This window comes from Lacibacter cauensis (assembly GCF_007830055.1).
GTDB lineage: Bacteria > Bacteroidota > Bacteroidia > Chitinophagales > Chitinophagaceae > Lacibacter > Lacibacter cauensis.
Genome location: NZ_VLLE01000002.1, coordinates 1,167,713 through 1,186,879, shown reverse-complemented (window position 1 = coordinate 1,186,879; position 19,167 = coordinate 1,167,713). Strand labels below are relative to the sequence as shown.

Here is a 19,167-nt window from a genome sequence, read left to right as displayed (position 1 = left end):
TCGCATGAACAGGAAAGTTTTCATTCAACAAACAACCGGAACTGCATTGGCTTTGTTTGCAGGTAACAAGCTGTTTGCAAAACAAACTGCTGCAGACGAAGTTGAAAAAGGAAAACGTGTGGGCATCATTGGTCTCGACACTTCGCACAGTATTGTTTTCACCAAACTGCTCAACAATGCAACAGATGAAACCTTTCATGGTTATAAGGTAGTTGCTGCTTATCCTTTCGGCAGCAAAGAACTGGAATTAAGCAAAACACGTATTCCTGTTTTAACCGATGAAATAAAAAAGATTGGTGTGGCAATCGCAACAAGCATACAGGAATTATTGCAACAGGTAGATGTGGTTTTGCTTGAAACAAACGATGGACGCTTGCACAAAGAACAGGCATTGGAAGTGTTCCGTGCAGGCAAACCGTTGTTTATTGATAAACCCATTGCTGCATCGCTCAAAGATGCGATAGCTATTTTTACAGCAGCAGAAAAATACAACGTGCCCGTCTTCAGTTCATCTGCATTACGTTACTCCACTGTTATACAGGAAATACAATCGGGCAAGTATGGAAAAGTAAATGGAGCCGATACGTTCAGTCCGGCAATGATTGAGCCCACACATCCCGATCTCTTTTGGTATGGCATTCACGGAGTGGAAGCCTTGTATGCATTGATGGGGAAGGGTTGTGTTAGTGTGCAACGGAATTTTACAAAAGACAATGATGTGGTGACTGCTAAATGGAACGATGGACGCATCGGCACCTTCAGAGGATTGCGTGCAGGCAAAACAGATTTTGGCGGTACCTGTTATTGTGAAAAAGCAATTGTACCGTTGGGCAACTTTGCAGGTTATGAACCATTGCTAAAACAGATTACCTCTTTTTTCAACAGCGGTAGAAATCCTGTTGCAAAAGATGAAACACTGGAGTTGATTGCTTTTCTGGAAGCCGCAGAAAAAAGTAAATTGCTGGGTGGTAAACCGGTGCGGATAGAAGAAATGATGAAGAGAGCAAAAGCAGTCAATAAATAACAACCAGCATGATCGAAGCAATTCAACAAAAAGCAACAGTAATCAGTGAGAAGATCATCAGTTATCGACAACACCTGCATGCGCATCCTGAATTATCGTTTCACGAATATGAAACCAGTGCTTTCATCAAAAGTAAATTGGATGAAATCGGTGTTGCATGGAAAGCTGTTGCAGGAACAGGAGTGCTGGCAATCATCAAAGGAGAATTGTCATCTGATAAAGTGATTGCATTGCGTGCTGATATGGATGCATTGCCGATTACCGAAGCCAATCAATGTGCTTATACTTCAACCAATCCCGGTGTAATGCATGCTTGTGGTCATGATTTTCATACAGCTTCATTGTTGGGCACTGCTGAAATTTTACAATCATTACGTCATGCATTTGGCGGACAAATAAAATTACTCTTTCAGCCGGCAGAAGAAGTTTTGCCCGGTGGTGCCTTGCAAATGATTGCTGAAGGAGTGTTAAAAGATCCTGTTCCATCTGCTGTAATCGGTCAGCATGTTTCTCCTTTTTTAGAAGCGGGAAAAATAGCCGTACGTAAAGGCATGTTCATGGCATCAATGGATGAGTTGTTTGTAACCGTACGGGGCAAGGGTGGACATGGCGCACAACCGCATCGCAACATTGATCCGGTGATGATTGCTGCACAAATGCTGGTATCGCTTCAGCAACTGGTAAGCCGTAATGCTAACCCATCAATGCCCACTGTTCTTTCGTTTGGAAAAGTAATTGCCAATGGTGCTATCAATGTGATTCCCGATGAAGTATATATCGAAGGAACCTTCCGTACTATGAACGAAGACTGGCGCAACGAAGCGCATCAACGCATGAAAACAATGGCCGAAGGTATTGCACAGAGCATGGGCGGCAGTTGTGAGTTTAACATCAACCGTGGTTATCCTTTTCTTGTAAATAATACTGATGTTACAGATCATGTAACAGCATCTGCTGCTGCCTATCTTGGAAGCAACAATGTAACCGAAGCAGAAATATGGATGGCGGCTGAAGATTTTGCACGCTATTCGCAACAGGTGCCTTCCTGTTTTTATTTGCTGGGAACAGGCAATCAACAAAAAGGAATTAATTCATCGTTACATACATCAACTTTTGATGTGGATGAAGACGTGCTGGTGAACAGCATGGGGTTGATGGCTTGGGTGGCGGTGAAAGCGTTGGTATAGTTGCTTTATTCTAACCACAATTGTCTTTTCATGTGCGCTGGTTCTGTGAAATTTTCAGCGCATACAAATCACACATTGATTTGTATGCAGTTAAATTAAATGGAAAAGACTAAACAGGAATTTATTTATGCGCATACTTTACTGTAACAACAGTAATGACTATTACAATGATTAGCAAGAAGAAAAAAGTATTGACGATAACGTGTATTGCAGATGCATTGGGCGTATCTGTTTCAACAGTTTCCAGAGCATTACAAGGACATGCTAAGGTTGCCGACGAAACAAAACGAAAAGTGAGTAACTATGCGTTGGTTAATGGATACGAGCCTAACATACTTGCCGTTAATTTGCGGTTGCAAAAAAGTCGTACGATTGGCGTGATTGTTCCAAGTTTCACAGATCCTTTTTTTGCAGAAGTGCTGGATGTTATTGAAACGAATGCAAGACGACAGAATTACAATGTTTTATTGGGTAACAGTAATGATAACAGCGAAAAAGAAGCTGATCTTTTTCATTCATTGCGCTTGCGGAGAGTAGATGGAATGATCATGAGCTTATCGCCTAAAAGTATGTTTCTTAAAAGGCGGAATTTCGAATCAGGAGCAACTTTGCCTTTGGTTTTTTTTAATCATGTACCTGGCTTTTCAGGTATAAGAGCAGATGCTATTAGTTGTGATGGGTATAATGGAATGTTGAAACTGATGAGTTGGTTTTTTCAAAATAATCGGAGGCATATCGGATTTATTAACGGCCCCTCTGATTTGTTATTGAGTAAAGAACTATTACAGGCCTATATGCATTCATGGTCTATACGGCGCAGAAAAATTGATATGCAGCTAGTTGAATCAACAGATCTTTCTAAAGAAGGAAACAGGCAGGCGATTTCAACACTGTTAAAGAGAAATTGTAAACTAGATGCAGTAATAAGTTTTAATGATCATGTACATATTGATGCAGTTGAAGCAGCCGCTGAACTGGGAATTGTAGTAAATCAAGATATAATTTTTGGTAGCACTGCCGGTCGTTCTTTTTCGCAATATTTAAGACAACCACCTCGTGTATCTTTAAATCCTTTTCCGGCCAAACAGGGGCAAATGGCATTTAATGCGCTTTTGCAACAAATTAATAGAGGTAAAATTGTTAGTCCGTTTTCTTATAAAAAAATTGAGGCGGATATTATAGTTTAATGTGATTTGTATATTTTAACGGTAGAGATTTTTTCACTCGTTACCCCTTTTCTCGGTTTTATTTTTTTTACGTGTAAAAATAAATCTTATATGAATTTTCGAAACCTATTTATTAAGTTTTCTTTAGTCGATTGACTTTAATTCTATTCGATCTGTTATAGTAGATAGAATGCAAAAACTCTAAATAACTTTTTTATCCATTATTAGTTCGGGAGAGAGAGGGTGGGTTTAAAAATACTAAAAAAATTAGTAATTTTAGTTACCTTTGTTTCCCATGCTCCCTGCCAAAGCCTATATTATTGCCCAGCTTCAAAAAGACCTGCTGAAACTTTCCGGTATGAAACCAGCAGGGCATGCTTCCGATTTGCCAAAGGGTTTGGGCTTTTTAAAAGATCATTTACCGCAGGCAAATTTTCCAACGGCTGCTGTACATGAGTTTGTTTGTGCGAACAAAGAGGGTGTTGCTGCTACAGAAGGTTTTGTGTCTGCATTGGTTAGTACAATCACGCATCCGGATGCTATTACAGTTTGGCTGAGCCCAGGTAAAACATTGTTTCCTCCGGCAATTAAATTGTTTGGTCTTGATCCCGACCGTATCATTTTCATTCAGCTTCATCAAGAGAAAGAGCTGTTATGGGCTACAGAAGAAGCATTAAAATGCAGGGGACTTGCTGCTGTTGTTTGTGAACTGCAGGAACTTAGTTTTACTTCATCCCGCCGGTTACAATTAGCTGTAGAACAAAGTGCAGTAACCGGATTTATTCTGCGAGTCAATCCTCGAAAGTTAACAGCAACAACCTGTGTAAGTCGTTGGCGAATTTCTTCCATAGCAAGTGAAACAAACGGAATGCCGGGAGTTGGTTTTCCGAAATGGGATGTGGAGTTGTTGAAAATGCGGAATGGTAAACCGGGATCGTGGGAAGTTGAATGGAAAGAGAACAGGTTTCATTTGCACGAGCATATTGCAGCGGTTGAACCGCAACTGCACAGAAAAACAGGATGAGATGCCGAAGCGATTTGTAGCAATATGGTTCCGTTATTTAAAAACGGATTGGTTTGTGCGTCGGGAAAAAGCATTAAGCAAAATTCCATTTGTTTTAGCCAGTCCGGATCATGGACGTATGGTGGTTACTGCAGTAAACCCATTAGCAGAACAGGAAGGTATCTGTACGGGAATGCTGGTAGCAGATGCAAGAGTAATCATTCCTTCATTAAACGTGTTGGATGATCAGCCTGGTTTACCTGAAAAGCTATTGGGAGGTTTAGGCGAATGGTGTATTCGGTTTACACCAATAGTTGCCATGGATTTGCCGGATGGACTTTTACTTGATGTTTCGGGTTGTGCTCACTTATGGGGAGGAGAGCAATTGTATATCGAACATATCCATAAACGGTTTAAAGAGCTGGGATATCATGTACGGATGGGGATGGCAGATACTATTGGGACAGCATGGGCTTTTGCACGGTATGGAAATGGTTCTGCTATTATTGAGTCAAATAAGCAGGCAACAGCTTTACTGGTATTGCCGGCAGCAGCACTTCGACTGGAACCGGAAACGGTTGAACGTTTGCATGCATTAGGTCTTCGAAGCATTCAGCATTTCATCAACATGCCTCTTTCTGTTCTTCGCAGAAGATTTGGAGAAACCTTTATTACACGCTTAAACCAGGCGTTGGGTAACGAAGAAGAAATGATTACACCCGTTCAACCCATTGCAGTTTACTGTGAACGGTTGACCAGTCTTGAACCGATCATTACGTTAACCGGTATTGAAATGGCTCTGCAACAATTATTGGAAACACTTTGCAACAAACTGCTGCACGAACAAAAAGGAATACGCACAGCTTGTTTCAAATGTTATCGTGTAGATGGAAAAACAGCAACTGTTGAAATCGGCACCAACCGTGCAACAGTTAATAGTAAACATCTATTTAAACTGTTTGAATTAAAACTATCTGCCATTGAGCCTGCGTTCGGTATTGAGTTGTTTACACTGGAAGCCAAGCGGACAGAAGATATTGTTTCTTCTCAATCAACATTATGGCAACAAACAGCAGGATTACATCATACGGAATTAGCTGAACTTATGGATCGCATTGCAGGCAAGTTTGGCGCACATACAATCAAGCGCTATTTACCTGCAGAACATTACTGGCCTGAACGTTCTTATAAAGCTGCACAACAGTTATTAGAAGAAAATAATGTGACATGGAAAGTAGAAAGGCCCCGACCGATACAACTTTTATCTACACCTGCACCTATTGAAGTAACAGCACCTGTTCCCGATTATCCACCCATGCTGTTTCGTTATAAAGGAACATTACACAAAGTAATAAAAGCAGATGGCCCCGAACGGATTGAACAGGAGTGGTGGTTGCAGCAAGGGCAGCATCGTGATTATTATGTTGTGGAAGATCAAAACGGTGCACGGTACTGGATCTTTCGTTTGGGACATTATACTGATGAAAACTATCAATGGTTTTTGCATGGATTTTTTGCTTAAAAAATTGCTGTATGCGTTATGTGGAATTACAGGTAACAACAAATTTCAGTTTCTTAAGGGGTGCCTCTCATCCTGAAGAGTTGGTTGAACAAGCTGCTGCTAATGGATATAAGGAAATTGCTATTGCCGATCGCAACAGTCTTGCAGGAATAGTACGGGCACATGCTGCTTCAAAAAAAGCAGGGATACGCATTGTGCCTGGATGCCGGCTCGATTTAACAGATGGGGCAAGCCTGCTTGCGTATCCAACAAACATAAACGCTTATGCACAGTTATGTAATTTGCTTTCAACCGGTAATCTTCGTGCAGAAAAAGGAGAATGTCGTTTGTACAAAGCAGATGTCTACCAACATGCAAAAGATATACTGTTTATTGCAGTGCCGCCAACAACATTGAGTAGTGCATTTGAATTTGAGGACTCATTCAAACAAAACTTACAGGAATACAAACACAATCTGGGCGATCAATTATACATTGCTGCCTGCAGATATTACAATGGAGATGATGCAAAATATTTATACCGGTTTGCACAACTGTCAGCAGAATACCATGTGCCACTGGTTGCAACCAATGATGTGCAGTATCATTATTTGACAAGAAGGGAGTTGCATGATATTGTTACCTGCATCCGGGAAAAATGCACCATCTATACTGCAGGATTTCGACTGCATCTGAATGCTGAACGCTATTTAAAACCGGAGGAAGAAATGTTTCGGTTGTTCCGGCATTACCCGGAAGCAATCAGAAATACAGCCGCTATAGCAGAAGCTTGCAAGTTCTCCTTAGATGAATTAACGTATGAATATCCGGAAGAGATTATTACAGAAGGACGGACACCGCAGGAAGAATTAACACACTTAGCCTGGCATGGTGCCAAGCAACATTTTGGTGAAACTATTCCCGCAAAAACAATTGCTGCCATTAAACACGAATTGGCATTCATTGAACAAATGAACTATGCGTCCTATTTTTTAACCGTCTATGATATAGTACGGTTTGCAAGAAGTCAAAATATTTTATGCCAGGGGCGTGGTTCTGCAGCTAACTCCACCGTTTGTTTTTGTTTAGGTATTACTTCTGTTAATCCGGAAAAATTTGATTTGTTGTTTGAACGGTTTCTGTCAGCAGCACGCAATGAACCACCCGATATTGATGTGGATTTTGAACATGAGCGAAGAGAAGAAGTGATTCAATACATCTATCGAAAATATGGCAGAGACAGGGCTGCTATTGTTGCAACTGTAACACAACAGCATCATAAAGGAGCCATCAGGGATGTAGCAAAAGCCATGGGGCTTTCAGTTGATATGATCAACCGGTTATCGCAAGCAGTAGGATCGATGGGAGAATTTCCGGAAGAAAGTTTTGCGCAGAATCGTTTTGCAGAGCAGGGATTTGATTTTAATGATCCGCATTTACGGAAAGTTGTATCTCTCACCAAACAGTTTATTGGTTTTCCAAGACAGTTGGGACAACATACAGGAGGTTTTGTCATCACAAGGGGCAAATTAACTGATCTATGTCCTGTACTCAACGCAAGAATGGAAAACCGCACCTGCATTGAGTGGAACAAAGATGATATTGATGCACTAGGATTCATGAAGATTGATGTGTTGGCCTTAGGTATGCTCACCTGTATCCGCAAAGCATTTGATTTGGTAAAGCAACAGTATGGAAGAGATCTTACACTGGCGAATATTCCACAAGACGATCCGGCTGTTTATGAAATGATTGGTCGTGCAGATACGATTGGTGTATTTCAAATTGAAAGTCGTGCACAGCAATCGATGCTTCCCCGGTTAAAGCCCCGTACATTTTATGATCTTGTGATTGAAGTAGCGATTGTAAGACCGGGACCGATCCAAGGCGATATGGTGCATCCCTATTTGCGCAGGCGTAATGGTGAAGAACCGGTTGAATATCCATCAAAAGAGTTGGAAGATATCTTAGGACGCACATTAGGTGTTCCCTTATTCCAGGAGCAGGCGATGAAGATTGCTATTGTTGCAGCAGGCTTTACTCCCGCAGAAGCCGATGAATTACGCAGAAGCATGGCAACCTTTAAAGCACAGGGCAAAGTTTCAAAGTTTGAAAGGAAGTTAACAGCAGGTATGTTGAAGAATGGATATAGCCTGGAGTATGCACAGCGTGTCTTTCGTCAGTTGGAAGGATTTGGCAGCTATGGTTTTCCCGAAAGCCATGCTGCCAGCTTTGCATTGCTGGTATATGTTTCATCCTGGTTGAAGTGCTATTATCCGGATGTGTTTGCCTGCGCTTTGTTGAATAGTATGCCGATGGGATTTTATCAACCTGCACAAATTGTGATCGATGCACAGAAGCATGGAGTAGAAGTGCGGCCGGTAGATATTAATTATTCTGCATGGAATAATCTTTTGGAAGAAAAGGCAGGCAATTACTGTGCACTGCGATTAGGTTTCCGACAGGTGAAAGGAATGCGGGAAGAGGATATAAATGTATTACTGAAAGCAAGAACTGCTACTTACAAAAGTATGGATGAGCTTCGGCACATCGGTTTATCGGAAAGCTCCTTAAAGCTGTTGGCAGACGCAGATGCTTTTCGTTCAATAGGAGCAGACAGACGAGAGGCATTATGGGAAATCTCAAAAAAAGATACTGCCATTGGTGTATTCGAAGGACAGTCGAATGATGATCCCGATGAACAGGAGGTAACATTACCACGCATGAAAGAATCGGAACATGTGGTACAGGACTATGCCACAACTTCTCTTTCATTGAAAGCACACCCGGTGAGTTTTGTAAGAGAAAAACTGGAACAGTTACGTGTGATCAACATCAATTCTTTACCCAATTGTACAAACGGACAACTTGTAAAAATTGCCGGACTGGTGTTGGTGCGCCAACGGCCTGGCACAGCCAAGGGCGTGTGCTTTATGACCATTGAAGATGAAACCGGATTTGCCAATGTTGTTTTTTTTGAAAAGCTGTTTGAAAAGTTTCGAAAGGAAATTCTTCAAGCAAGACTGATCATGGTAGAAGGGAAATTGCAGATAGAAGGGGAGGTGATACATGTAATTGTGAGCAACTGTTTTAATCTTTCATCGTTTTTGAAAAATCTTACAAAAGCAGATGACAGTAAGTAATGCGTACGGGAAGGACTCTTTGTTTAAACGTAACGAACAGCAAGAATCGCAACCGGTATTTTATAAAGGCAGGAACTTTCATTAAAAAAAAGTGGATTAACCTTCGTCTGCCGTAGTTTGGTGCAACCGATCGGTGGAGTAAGGAATTGCAAGCTTAAAACAAACTGCATCGAAATACCGGGGTCACTACAGGAGACCCCAAGCCGGCTATAAATGAGAAATTAGGGCAAAGAATATTTTAAATTAATTATTGTTTTACAATAATTAATTAATATATTTGAATGATTAATTAAATAATTGAAGAATGGGTAAAACAAAGCTTATTGCAAAATTTATTGCATTTTTTAGCCGTGTATTGGCTATAGCCTATTTGCTAATGGCTGTTTACAGTAGTATATGTTTGACAACAAAATGCTTTGTTACACCATATGGTAATGGACAGTACTTGCATATCAATTATCCTTTTTCTCAAAAGCCTTTTTTAAATGTTGACAACAATGCCAGTTATATTTTTTTCTCTTTTCTGCTGCCGATAATTTTATATGCTTTGTTTTTTTTGCTGACTGGAAATCTGTTTGCTGTTTTTTCAAAAACAAAACTGTTTACGCACTATAATTTGTCAGAGTTGAAAAAATTCTACCTGTTTAACTGGTTCATACCTTTTCCTGCAATTATCATCAGCAGTTTTTTTGTAGAGATAATTAATATGATATGGCTTCTGGCGATTATCCATTGCATCTTTGGCATTTTTACCTGGATGGTAGCAGCCATTTTCAAACAAGGTCTTCGATTACAAAACGAACAAGATTTATTTATATAGCCATGCCAATTATTGTAAATGTAGATGTTATGCTTGCAAAGCGTAAGATGCAATCGAAAGAATTGGCAGAACAGTTAGGAATTACGCCGGCCAATCTCTCGATACTGAAAACGGGTAAAGCAAAAGGTATCCGTTTTGATACACTTGAAGCCATTTGTAAAGTATTAAACTGTCAGCCCGGAGACATACTTGAATACATAGCAGAACAATAAAAATAATCAACTAAAACCTGGGTTTTACATATCACTCAACTTGAGTGTAGCTATTCTATTGCCCATACTTAATACACGCAAATGAAACGATTGGAAATAAAAACATTGCAGAAAATATATCCTAACGGAGTCAAAGCCATCGATAATATTTCATTGGAAATTTCGAATGGAATGTTTGGATTGTTGGGGCCGAATGGCGCAGGTAAATCCTCGCTGATGAAAACAATAGCAGGACTTCAGAAACCAACAAGCGGCACCATTCATTTTAATGGTGTTGATATAGTCAAAGAGCCTGCATTTGTTAAAAAAAGTCTAGGATTTCTGCCTCAGGATTTTGGTGTTTATCCAAAAGTGTCTGCTTACAACTTACTTGAACACCTGGCGATTCTGAAAGGAGTAGGTAATCCACGAGAAAGAAAAAGCCAAATCATCAATTTGCTGGAAAAAGTAAATCTGTTGGCAGTGAAGAACAAAGAGGTGTATACTTTTTCCGGAGGTATGAAACAGCGCTTTGGTGTAGCCCAGGCGCTCTTGGGTAATCCTCAGTTGATTATCGTAGATGAACCCACTGCAGGCCTAGATCCTGAAGAACGTAATCGTTTCAATATGCTGTTAAGTTCAATCAGTGAAGATGTCATTGTAATGCTGTCTACCCACCTCGTCGAAGATGTATTTAATCTCTGTAGTAAATTGGCCATCATCCAACAAGGGACAATAAGGGCTATCGGAAAGCCCTCCGAAATGATCGCTTCCTTAAAAGGTAAGGTATGGACAAAAGCCATCGATCATTCAGAGCTACAGGCTTATCGCTCCAACTATAAAGTTATCAGCCAACATCTAGTGGAAAGAGTATTACATATATCCGTTTACGCTAATGTGCAGCCTTCCGGATTTTTTCCAGTAACGCCTACTTTGGAGCTGGCATATTTTCAGTATCTGCAATAGATGTAATTGATGAAATGGCCTAAAACCGAATATAAAAAGAGTAAATAATTGAGCATGCGTACAATTGCAGTGTTTGACATCAACAGCTACTTCAAACAAATCCCAACGTATTTTATTGCCGTATTGTTGTTTTGTTTTGGCGTTTTTGGGGGGAGCAGATTTAATCTAAGTGTCGGTGAAGGGGTGTATTTAAATTCTCCTTATACAATCGGGTTTATGCTTGGGTTGCTCAGTCTTTCAGTAATTTTTATAGCTACGGTCAACGGTATTCAGCTTTTATTTAAGGAATGGGATTCACGATTTGATTTGTTGTTGTTTTCCACAACAATCAGCAGAAATCAATTTACAAATGGTCGCTTTTTATCGTTTTATATCGTAACGATTTCAGGTTTTTTCCTGTTAACAGCAGGATTTATGGTTGGCCAATCTCTAAGAGAAGGGCCGGCCATACAAGACTGTTTTTATCTTTCCTATTATTTATATCCATTGGTTTTATTTGGATGCGTTAATACCTTTTTTGTCTGTAGTGTATTATGTATGGTTGCATGGCTCACGAAAAATAAACTAATGGTGGCACTAAGCGGATTGCTGTTATATGTCCTTTATATGGTTGCATTGCTTTTTTCCGGTTCGCCATTTATGACGCAGTCTATGCCTCAGTCGTTAGAGATACAACGCATCTCTGCATTTGCAGACCCGTTTGGTCTGACTGCTTATTTTTTTGTAAGTAAGGATTTTACTATTGCACAAAGGAACACTGTTTTGACTCCGCTTAGTGGAAGCCTGCTGGCAAACAGGTTGATGATTACTTCAATGTCAGTTGTGTTTTTCCAACTTGCCAGGAAGTATTATACCAATATAAAATCTTCCCGAAGTAAAAGACAAGAAGAAGGCAGATTTACAGATACTGCTGTATCAGCTGCATATAAAACGACAGCAGTTAGTTTCAGTAGTCTGCAGTATTTGAAAGCAGTCCGTTCATTTTTTAAAGCAGATTTGATTTATATATTCAAAGGAATTGCTGTTGCCGCAGCTGCTGTATTGTTATTATTTAACCTCGGTATGGAAATGTATGCTGATATCGAAAAAGGTATCCGGCTTCCACAAAAATTTGCATCTTCCGGATTACTCTCATCCACCATTCTGGAAAATTTACATTTGCCAGCCGTTTTACTGATCGTGTATTATGCGAATGATTTATACTGGAAAAGTAGTGTTTCCCGTTTTTCGATATTGGAAAATACAACAGCTTTCATGTCCGCAAAACTTTTGGGACATTGGTTTAGTTGTATTGTTCTTATAATTTTTTTTACGGTGATATCTATTCTTTTGGGATTGTTTTTTCAAATGGGTTATCGTTTTACGACTGTCAACTGGGAACCTTATTCCAGTATTTTTCTGTTTTGTAGTTTTCCATTGGTAGTGCTGGCAGGATTTATGTTGCTTTTAAATCAAATCATTCCTCATAAATATCTATCGCTCGGCGTTACTTTATCCATTGCATTTTTTGCAGCAAGTCCTTTTACAGGATTAATCATCAATAATCCGTTGTTTCGCTTCCTTACAGCCTTTAGGGGACAATACAGTGATTTTAATGGTTATGGAACCTATATGCTTTCATATGCACAACGGGCGATGTTTGGTTTATGCAGTTTGTTGGTTTTCTGGCAGATTTCAAATATGATAAAAGAGCGCAAAATGAAAGTTCATTTCTTGATTCTGTTCATCTTTCTAGTTTTTTCATCTTTTTTCTTTGCCAATCAATTCTTAAAAGGGTATGTACCTGCAGATAAACGCCAGAAGCTGGAAATGGCAGTTAGCTATGAAAAAAAATACAGAAAATATCAAGCCATACCGCAGCCTGTTATTACTGATGTAATAACACAGGTGCATCTATTCCCGTCATTACAGCAATACACGGTTGAGGGCGTTTATACGATCAGGAATAAATCCAACCGTCCGGTGAACCACATTCTCGTTAGTTTTCATGATGATTTGAAAATAACAGAGGCACAGTTTACGTCTGCTTCAGAGACACTTGAGATCGATCAACCCATCAGTGAAATTTACCTTCGTCAGCCATTGAGGCCAAATGACAGTGCAAAATTGCGATTTTCACTGCAGTACTCCTGGCGTCCGGTGAATGGACATCAGTCTTTTAATGCCATCGTTGAAAATGGTTCATTTATGCGCATCAGCCGGTATTATCCGAGGATCGGTTATCAATCGGACTATGAATTGATGGATAGCATTGAAAGAAAACAATACGGTCTGGGGCCGGCTACTCCCTTAAAGCGGATTCAGGATCCAAGAGAGCCTGCTGATGATTTGATAACGCTTGCAATGACAATTGATACCGACGACGGGCAAACCGCAGTAGGTATCGGCGAACTGAAAAAGAAATGGAGCGACAAGGGCCGAAATTATTTTCAATTCGAAGCAATGGATCCGATTCCTTTTCGGTTTGCAGTCTCTTCTGCAGCATATAAAATTAAGAGTGTTCTGCATGATAGTATAACTATCAGTGTGCTGTATCATCCTGAACATGAAGTAAACGTAGATCATCTTATACGTAATGCAAAATTGACATTGGACTATTGCCGCAGTAATTTCGGGGCATACCCTTTTAAGTCTGTTTGCTTTGCAGAAGTGTCTTCATTCACAAAGGGCTTCGCCGGAACAGCTTATCCTGCATCCATATTTATGACTGAGGATATGCTTTTTCATGCCAATATTAAAGCGGATCAAAAACAGGATGTAATCAATGAGCTGGCAGGGCATGAGTTATCTCATTTATGGTGGGGAGGCAATCAGATTGTTCCTGATATAAGAGAAGGCGCTGCATTTCTTACGGAAACTTTGGCCATGTATACAGAGATGATGCTGTATAAAAAAATGTATGGTATTGAAAAAATGAAAGAACGCTTGCAGGTACACCAGCAGATATATGATACAGAAAAAGGATTTTCATCAAATGAGCCATTGTATAAAGTAAGTGGTGGTAATCCACATATTTGTTATTCAAAAGGTGCAGTGGTAATGGTTCAGCTAAGTGAACTGATTGGGGAACAAACAGTAAATATGGCATTAAGAAATTTCTTACAATCAGTCAGGTATTCCGGGAATAAGCCAATATCAACAGATTTTATAAATGAAGTATTGAAAGTTAGTGAGCAAAGGTTTCATAGTCAGATCAAGCAGCTATTTATGGAAGTATAAATAGCCTTCGATAAAACCGTGTATAGAAAACTGTTTTCGTAGTAAGGTTAAATCACACAATCATACAGATTATTAAGCAGCAATGGTATACCAAAAAAATAAGAAGGTAGTTTTTACTACAAGCATAGTTGTAGATGAATTAAATATTCAGATAGAGATTGATCCGGAAGATGTAAGTATTGACGAGCATTTGGAAATGGTTAACCGTGTAATTGATAATTATTCTCTTTACGAAGACATGGCAAGAAAGAAAATTATTGAAGATTTTCTCAGCCAGTATGATAACATCTGGGTTGATGAGGATCATACTGAATTAAATCAGGCCGACTTTGCTAAGAACCTTTCAGTTAAACGAATTTCATTTCTTTCGAACACTGGGATTGATTTTATTTATGACGAAAAAAGGATGTTTGGATTTCATTCATTGGTTGCACATTCCTTTGATGGTGAAAAATTTGAATATACTTCTATGTTAGGGTGAAATTGAAACGGATTCGCTGAAAAAGACCTAAATGCTGACAGCCAAAAAACTGGTCCTACCTCTATTCCTGAATGAAAGAATTGTATTGTTATAATTAACCTGTACCTGTATCGTATTGTAAATAGGTTATTTGCATAATCGAATAACATATTTTAAAGTCATTTCCTATGCAGTTACAAGTCACTAAGTTAGCGTATGAATGAAGCAGGTATAACGGCTCTGGTAATAAGAGCAAGAGTTGGCAGTCAATAAGTTTTGTAAACCGAAAGTTTCCGCTTAAAGACAATGGATTGTTAGATCGATGATTCAAAATGAAAAGAAGTGATATGAATTGGCATTTCGTTGCTTTTGAAAATAGTTCAGTTGCTGAAAATAAAGATTCATGGAGGTGTTACCCAATGTTCTATATGTCTATTGTTGAGCTTGGTCAACGCACAGTTGTGATACTCAGAGAGCAGTATCAGCTAGCTGGTCTTATGTTTACAAAATGTAAAATATTCAATCATAAAGTTGATAGTTAGGATCGTAAAAAGGCTGCTATTGAAGCTGCTTGTTGTCTGTAAAAGAGTAGTTGCCTTTTTATTGGGAAATCAGTAGCGATCTGAATGCAAATGGAATAGCAGAACTTTTCAGAGTCGGTTGTTTAAATGTTTCACTTGGTTTTTTCAGCCAACAGCTGTTTTTCTGACCGATGATAAATGTTCAGTTGCTTTAAATTCCTGGGGAGAAATTCCCGTCTGTTTTTTGAAAAACCGAGTAAAATAAGCAGGGTCATCAAATCCAAGCTCATATCCAATTTCTTTAATACTCTTGCTGTTGTAAGACAGCTCTCTTTTTGCCTCAAGTATAATTCTGTCTGCAATAATATCTCCTGCTGTTTTTGCAGTGTATTTTTTGGATAAGCTGTTTAATGTTCTCGGCTGTATGGACAGCGCCTCGGCGTAAGCCTGTACACTGTGTTCGGTACGAAACTTTTTTTCGACCTCTCTTTTGTATTTTTGAAATACAGAGAAATTGACATCGGTAGTTGTCAACTCCTGTGACGTATTGATTTTCTTTAACCTGCTGATATGGGTGATCAGTATTTTCAGGTAAGCAAGCATTATTTTTTCTTTATCTTCCTCGTTGGCATTGAACTCTGTTTCCATTTTATTCAAAACATCATCCAGTACTGCATGAACCGAAGCCGTGAGTTTAATGACGGGTTCGGTTTGTATATTGTCAAATAAGCCTGTTTTAATCAGGTAATCGTCCATGTCTTTACTGTCTGAAAACAACGACGGTAAAAACTTAATAACAAAACCTTCAGCTTTTTCTTTTGGAAAAATGCGGTGTAACTGACCGGGAGATAACATGAACAATACGGATCCGGCATATGGATAATCTATCGTGTCAATAACATGGTTGCCGCTCCCTTTTTTTAACCAGACAATTTCATAATAATTCTGACGATGCCCTTCTTCAATTTCTGCAATCGTACATGCTTCTTCTTGAAATGAACTTATTTTAATACTGCGTATTTCTTTTGTGTTGCAATAGTCGGCGATTGCAAATACTGGTGCATGTTTCTTCTTTTCCATTGCTGGTAAAATTTATTCTACAAATTTAATCAATGTACCAGATATGCCGTCTTGCACAAATGTGGTTTTCACTTGCACAATAACGACCTAGATGTAGTTGTCATTTATAAAAAGGTTGAAAAATCCAAGTTTTCTGCATTTTCTGCTATTCTATCATGCAGTGCAGCGGGACAACTTTGCAAAAAAATATAAGAGTATATGATCGCTGATTTAAAAGAACAAAAAGTAGACATGGGTTTGCTGGTATTAAGAGTTTTGATTGGATTTATGTTCATTTTGCATGGAGCGCCGAAGCTTTTTGGAGGAACAGAGACTTGGACCTTTGTAGGAAGTTCGATGGAGTTTGTTGGCTTGAAAAGTGGGTTTGCATTTTGGGGATTGATGGCTGCATTGGCAGAGTTTGCGGGAGGCTTACTGCTGATTATAGGCTTGTTTGTACGGCCTGCATCTTTGTTTTTATTGGGAACAATGATCGTAGCCATACTTTTCCATTTTGGAAAGAACGAAGGATTCAATGGCGCTTCACATGCAATGGAAGATGCAGTTGTGTTTGTGTGTCTTTTTATAACCGGAGGTGGCAAATTTGCGTTGGACGCTATGATGAACAGCAGGTTTGGAAAGTTCGGTTCAAAACAAAATGCAGCTTAAAATGCGGATAGCAGCTTTTTGTTTTTTGTTATTGCCCATTGCTGCTATTGGTCAAAAAGGCCCTTTCAGTTTAACCAATAGAGTTAAGCTGGACAGGGCCCTTTTTGCTTTTAGATCAAAAACCTTTGTGGATTTTGATACCCTGCGGATGATTAAGAATATATCTGAAATGCGTATGGCTTTGATGATTTCCGATTCATTAAACACGAAATGCAGTTTTCGGATTTTTGGGTCGCTCACTGTAGCAAAACAAAATTATTCCAACAGCTCAGCAGAATTGATTCTTAAGCCCGGCAAAAAAGTAAAGATCAATCTTGGTTATACAGCTACGCTTACTACGGAATTACGGCCGAATCCGACTGTTCCTGAAAGCTTAATCGAGTCAATGCCACAGGCGTCAATTATCGGCGCACGGCCAACTGCAAAGCTGCAATACAAATGGACAGATCACTTTTCAACAGGTATCGGTACTTCTTATCATGATACGGCCTTAGCCATTCATGCAGCAGTTTCATTTAAAAATTTGAGAATGGCTGGCTATGTTTCAAAGCATGAATTTTTTGTTGCCAGTGATGCGAGGTTTAAGCATATTGATTATTCATGGACCTATCGTAATACGGGCGTTTTTTCCATCGCTTTTTTCGTTAAATTAAAGAAAAATTTTACGTCTTTTGTCGATATGCAGATTCCGGTTAAAACAGGAGGTTCCAGGGTAATTGGAATCAGAAAGCATTTTTCTGATAAATCCGGTATAGTACACGGATTTTTAGAAACCTCTTTCGATCTGCATTCAAATCTGTTGTCACTGCAATATTACTTTCATATCTGAATTGAGACATATACCTCTTCCTGTATATCGTTCATTTCAACAAGCTGAATTTATTTCCATTTTTTTTGACGAAGACTTTGGTTGTCTTTGCAATACATGCAGGCTTCGGTTCTACAGTTTGGATTTTTTTATTCTGGTTTGCCGTTATTTGAAAACCTGTAAAAGATCTTGCTGAGCAGGCTGCGGGAAAAGGAATGATTTTTACATCGTTATTTTTCAAACACAATATAAGATGAGGAGTCCTTACTCTTTGTATTTATTATACGTCGTCTATCTGCATGATTCTCCTAAAACTTTTATGATCATTGGTTGATAGGACTACTTGTTCATTTCTTATTTCATACGGTATGTATAAAAATGCAATTCATGTGTTTTTTCGTCCATTCTTTCGGGCACAGCTGCAACTGAAATTTGCATAGAAAATAAATACAACATGCCTTTTATACAAATTGATGTAACACGTGATGGTGTTACCAAAGCACAAAAACAGGAATTGATTCTTGGTGCAACACAACTCCTGAAAGATGTCCTTAATAAGGATTTTAGTCTCACACATGTCATCATCAGAGAAATCGACAGCGATAATTGGGGGCTTGCAGGTGAGCAGGTAACAGAAATTCGTAAACAAATTAATAAACAATCAAACAATGCGTAAAAAAACAGTGATCGTAACTGGTGCATCAACCGGAATAGGCAAAGCAATCAGTAAAACATTTCTCGATAAAGGATGGAATGTGGTAATGAACTCTGCTACAAAGCAGAATCTTCAAAACACATTTGAAGAATTCAGTTCTCCGGAAAATGTAAAAGTGGTTGTTGGGGATGTCAGCAAACAAGCTGTCTGCGATGAAATGGTAGCAACTGCTCTTCAACATTTTGGAGCCGTTGATGTGCTCATTAATAATGCCGGCGTATTTGCTCCCAAAGGTTTTCTGGATGTGGAAGAAGCTGATTTGGACAGGTATTTTACAATCAATCTCAAAGGAACGTTTTTCGCTACACAGGCCGCAATCAGAGAAATGCTCCAACTTGGCGGTGGTTCGGTGTTAAATATCGGAACCGTATTGGTTAATCATGCGATCGGTGGATTTCCTGCAACTGCTCCTGTTGTTAGTAAGGGAGCCGTCCATGCATTAACCGTTCAGCTGGCAGCTGAATTTGGCAAACAAAACATTCGTGTTAATACAATTGCCCCAGGAATCATTCGTAGTCCTTTACAGGGTAAAATCGGTGTTGCTGATGCAGATAGTTTAGCGGGTCTTCACCTTGTAAACAGGATCGGTGAACCGGAAGATATTGCGGAAGTCGTGTATACCGTAGCAACCAGCAATTTTATTTCCGGTGAAATCATCAATGTCGACGGCGGACATGTTGCCGGTCATCATCTTAATTAAACTCAAAAAAGTAAA

At 39.3% G+C, this 19,167-nt stretch carries 16 protein-coding genes; 15 read left to right on the top strand and 1 reads right to left on the bottom strand.

Annotated features, from left to right (window positions below; all coding sequences use genetic code 11):
• Positions 1-4 precede the first annotated feature (4 nt).
• The 11 genes from IQ13_RS04870 to IQ13_RS04820 all read left to right on the top strand — a co-directional run bounded on the left by IQ13_RS04870 (position 5) and on the right by IQ13_RS04820 (position 14,701).
• Positions 5-1,024 carry a Gfo/Idh/MocA family protein gene (locus IQ13_RS04870; RefSeq protein WP_144884921.1) on the top strand — a complete coding sequence of 340 codons (1,020 nt, stop codon included), beginning with the start codon at positions 5-7 and terminating at the stop codon, positions 1,022-1,024.
• Positions 1,025-1,032: 8 nt separating this feature from the next.
• Positions 1,033-2,211, top strand: coding sequence for a M20 metallopeptidase family protein (locus tag IQ13_RS04865; RefSeq protein ID WP_144884920.1), 1,179 nt, complete (start codon positions 1,033-1,035; stop codon positions 2,209-2,211).
• 155 nt (positions 2,212-2,366) lie between these two features.
• Positions 2,367-3,398, top strand: a complete 1,032-nt coding sequence (locus IQ13_RS04860; protein WP_144884919.1) for a LacI family DNA-binding transcriptional regulator — start codon at positions 2,367-2,369, stop codon at positions 3,396-3,398.
• Between the two features lie 274 nt (positions 3,399-3,672).
• Positions 3,673-4,401, top strand: a complete 729-nt coding sequence (locus IQ13_RS04855; protein ID WP_144884918.1) for an ImuA family protein — start codon at positions 3,673-3,675, stop codon at positions 4,399-4,401.
• A 1-nt stretch (position 4,402) separates the two neighbouring features.
• Positions 4,403-5,902 carry a Y-family DNA polymerase gene (locus tag IQ13_RS04850; protein WP_144884917.1) on the top strand — a complete coding sequence of 500 codons (1,500 nt, stop codon included), beginning with the start codon at positions 4,403-4,405 and terminating at the stop codon, positions 5,900-5,902.
• An 11-nt stretch (positions 5,903-5,913) separates the two neighbouring features.
• A complete protein-coding gene (locus IQ13_RS04845) occupies positions 5,914-9,024 on the top strand; it encodes an error-prone DNA polymerase (protein WP_144884916.1) in 3,111 nt (1,036 codons plus the stop codon).
• A gap of 304 nt (positions 9,025-9,328) precedes the next feature.
• Positions 9,329-9,844 (top strand): DUF2975 domain-containing protein, encoded by a 516-nt coding sequence (locus tag IQ13_RS04840; RefSeq protein ID WP_144884915.1) that lies wholly within the window; start codon positions 9,329-9,331, stop codon positions 9,842-9,844.
• Positions 9,845-9,846: 2 nt separating this feature from the next.
• Complete coding sequence (locus IQ13_RS04835; RefSeq protein ID WP_144884914.1) at positions 9,847-10,056, top strand: helix-turn-helix domain-containing protein; 210 nt, start codon at positions 9,847-9,849, stop codon at positions 10,054-10,056.
• An 81-nt stretch (positions 10,057-10,137) separates the two neighbouring features.
• Positions 10,138-11,001, top strand: a complete 864-nt coding sequence (locus IQ13_RS04830) for an ABC transporter ATP-binding protein (protein ID WP_144884913.1) — start codon at positions 10,138-10,140, stop codon at positions 10,999-11,001.
• Positions 11,002-11,124: 123 nt separating this feature from the next.
• Positions 11,125-14,220 carry an ABC transporter permease/M1 family aminopeptidase gene (locus tag IQ13_RS04825; protein WP_199758170.1) on the top strand — a complete coding sequence of 1,032 codons (3,096 nt, stop codon included), beginning with the start codon at positions 11,125-11,127 and terminating at the stop codon, positions 14,218-14,220.
• Positions 14,221-14,302: 82 nt separating this feature from the next.
• The gene (locus tag IQ13_RS04820) at positions 14,303-14,701 is read left to right on the top strand and encodes a DUF2262 domain-containing protein (RefSeq protein ID WP_144884911.1); all 399 of its coding nucleotides are present in this window, start codon (positions 14,303-14,305) and stop codon (positions 14,699-14,701) included.
• 665 nt (positions 14,702-15,366) lie between these two features.
• On the opposite strand, the gene IQ13_RS04815 is transcribed toward IQ13_RS04820, so the two are convergent.
• Complete coding sequence (locus tag IQ13_RS04815; protein WP_144884910.1) at positions 15,367-16,281, bottom strand: helix-turn-helix domain-containing protein; 915 nt, start codon at positions 16,279-16,281, stop codon at positions 15,367-15,369.
• Between the two features lie 198 nt (positions 16,282-16,479).
• On the opposite strand from IQ13_RS04815, the gene IQ13_RS04810 reads away from it, so the two are divergent.
• The 4 genes from IQ13_RS04810 to IQ13_RS04795 all read left to right on the top strand — a co-directional run bounded on the left by IQ13_RS04810 (position 16,480) and on the right by IQ13_RS04795 (position 19,152).
• Positions 16,480-16,929: a DoxX family protein gene (locus IQ13_RS04810; RefSeq protein ID WP_144884909.1), complete on the top strand. Its 450-nt coding sequence runs from the start codon at positions 16,480-16,482 to the stop codon at positions 16,927-16,929.
• 25 nt (positions 16,930-16,954) lie between these two features.
• The gene (locus IQ13_RS04805; protein ID WP_144884908.1) at positions 16,955-17,758 is read left to right on the top strand and encodes a hypothetical protein; all 804 of its coding nucleotides are present in this window, start codon (positions 16,955-16,957) and stop codon (positions 17,756-17,758) included.
• A 433-nt stretch (positions 17,759-18,191) separates the two neighbouring features.
• Complete coding sequence (locus tag IQ13_RS04800; protein ID WP_144884907.1) at positions 18,192-18,413, top strand: 2-hydroxymuconate tautomerase family protein; 222 nt, start codon at positions 18,192-18,194, stop codon at positions 18,411-18,413.
• Positions 18,406-19,152, top strand: a complete 747-nt coding sequence (locus IQ13_RS04795; protein ID WP_144884906.1) for an SDR family NAD(P)-dependent oxidoreductase — start codon at positions 18,406-18,408, stop codon at positions 19,150-19,152. The genes IQ13_RS04800 and IQ13_RS04795 overlap by 8 nt, the downstream gene beginning before the upstream one ends.
• Positions 19,153-19,167: the final 15 nt, after the last annotated feature.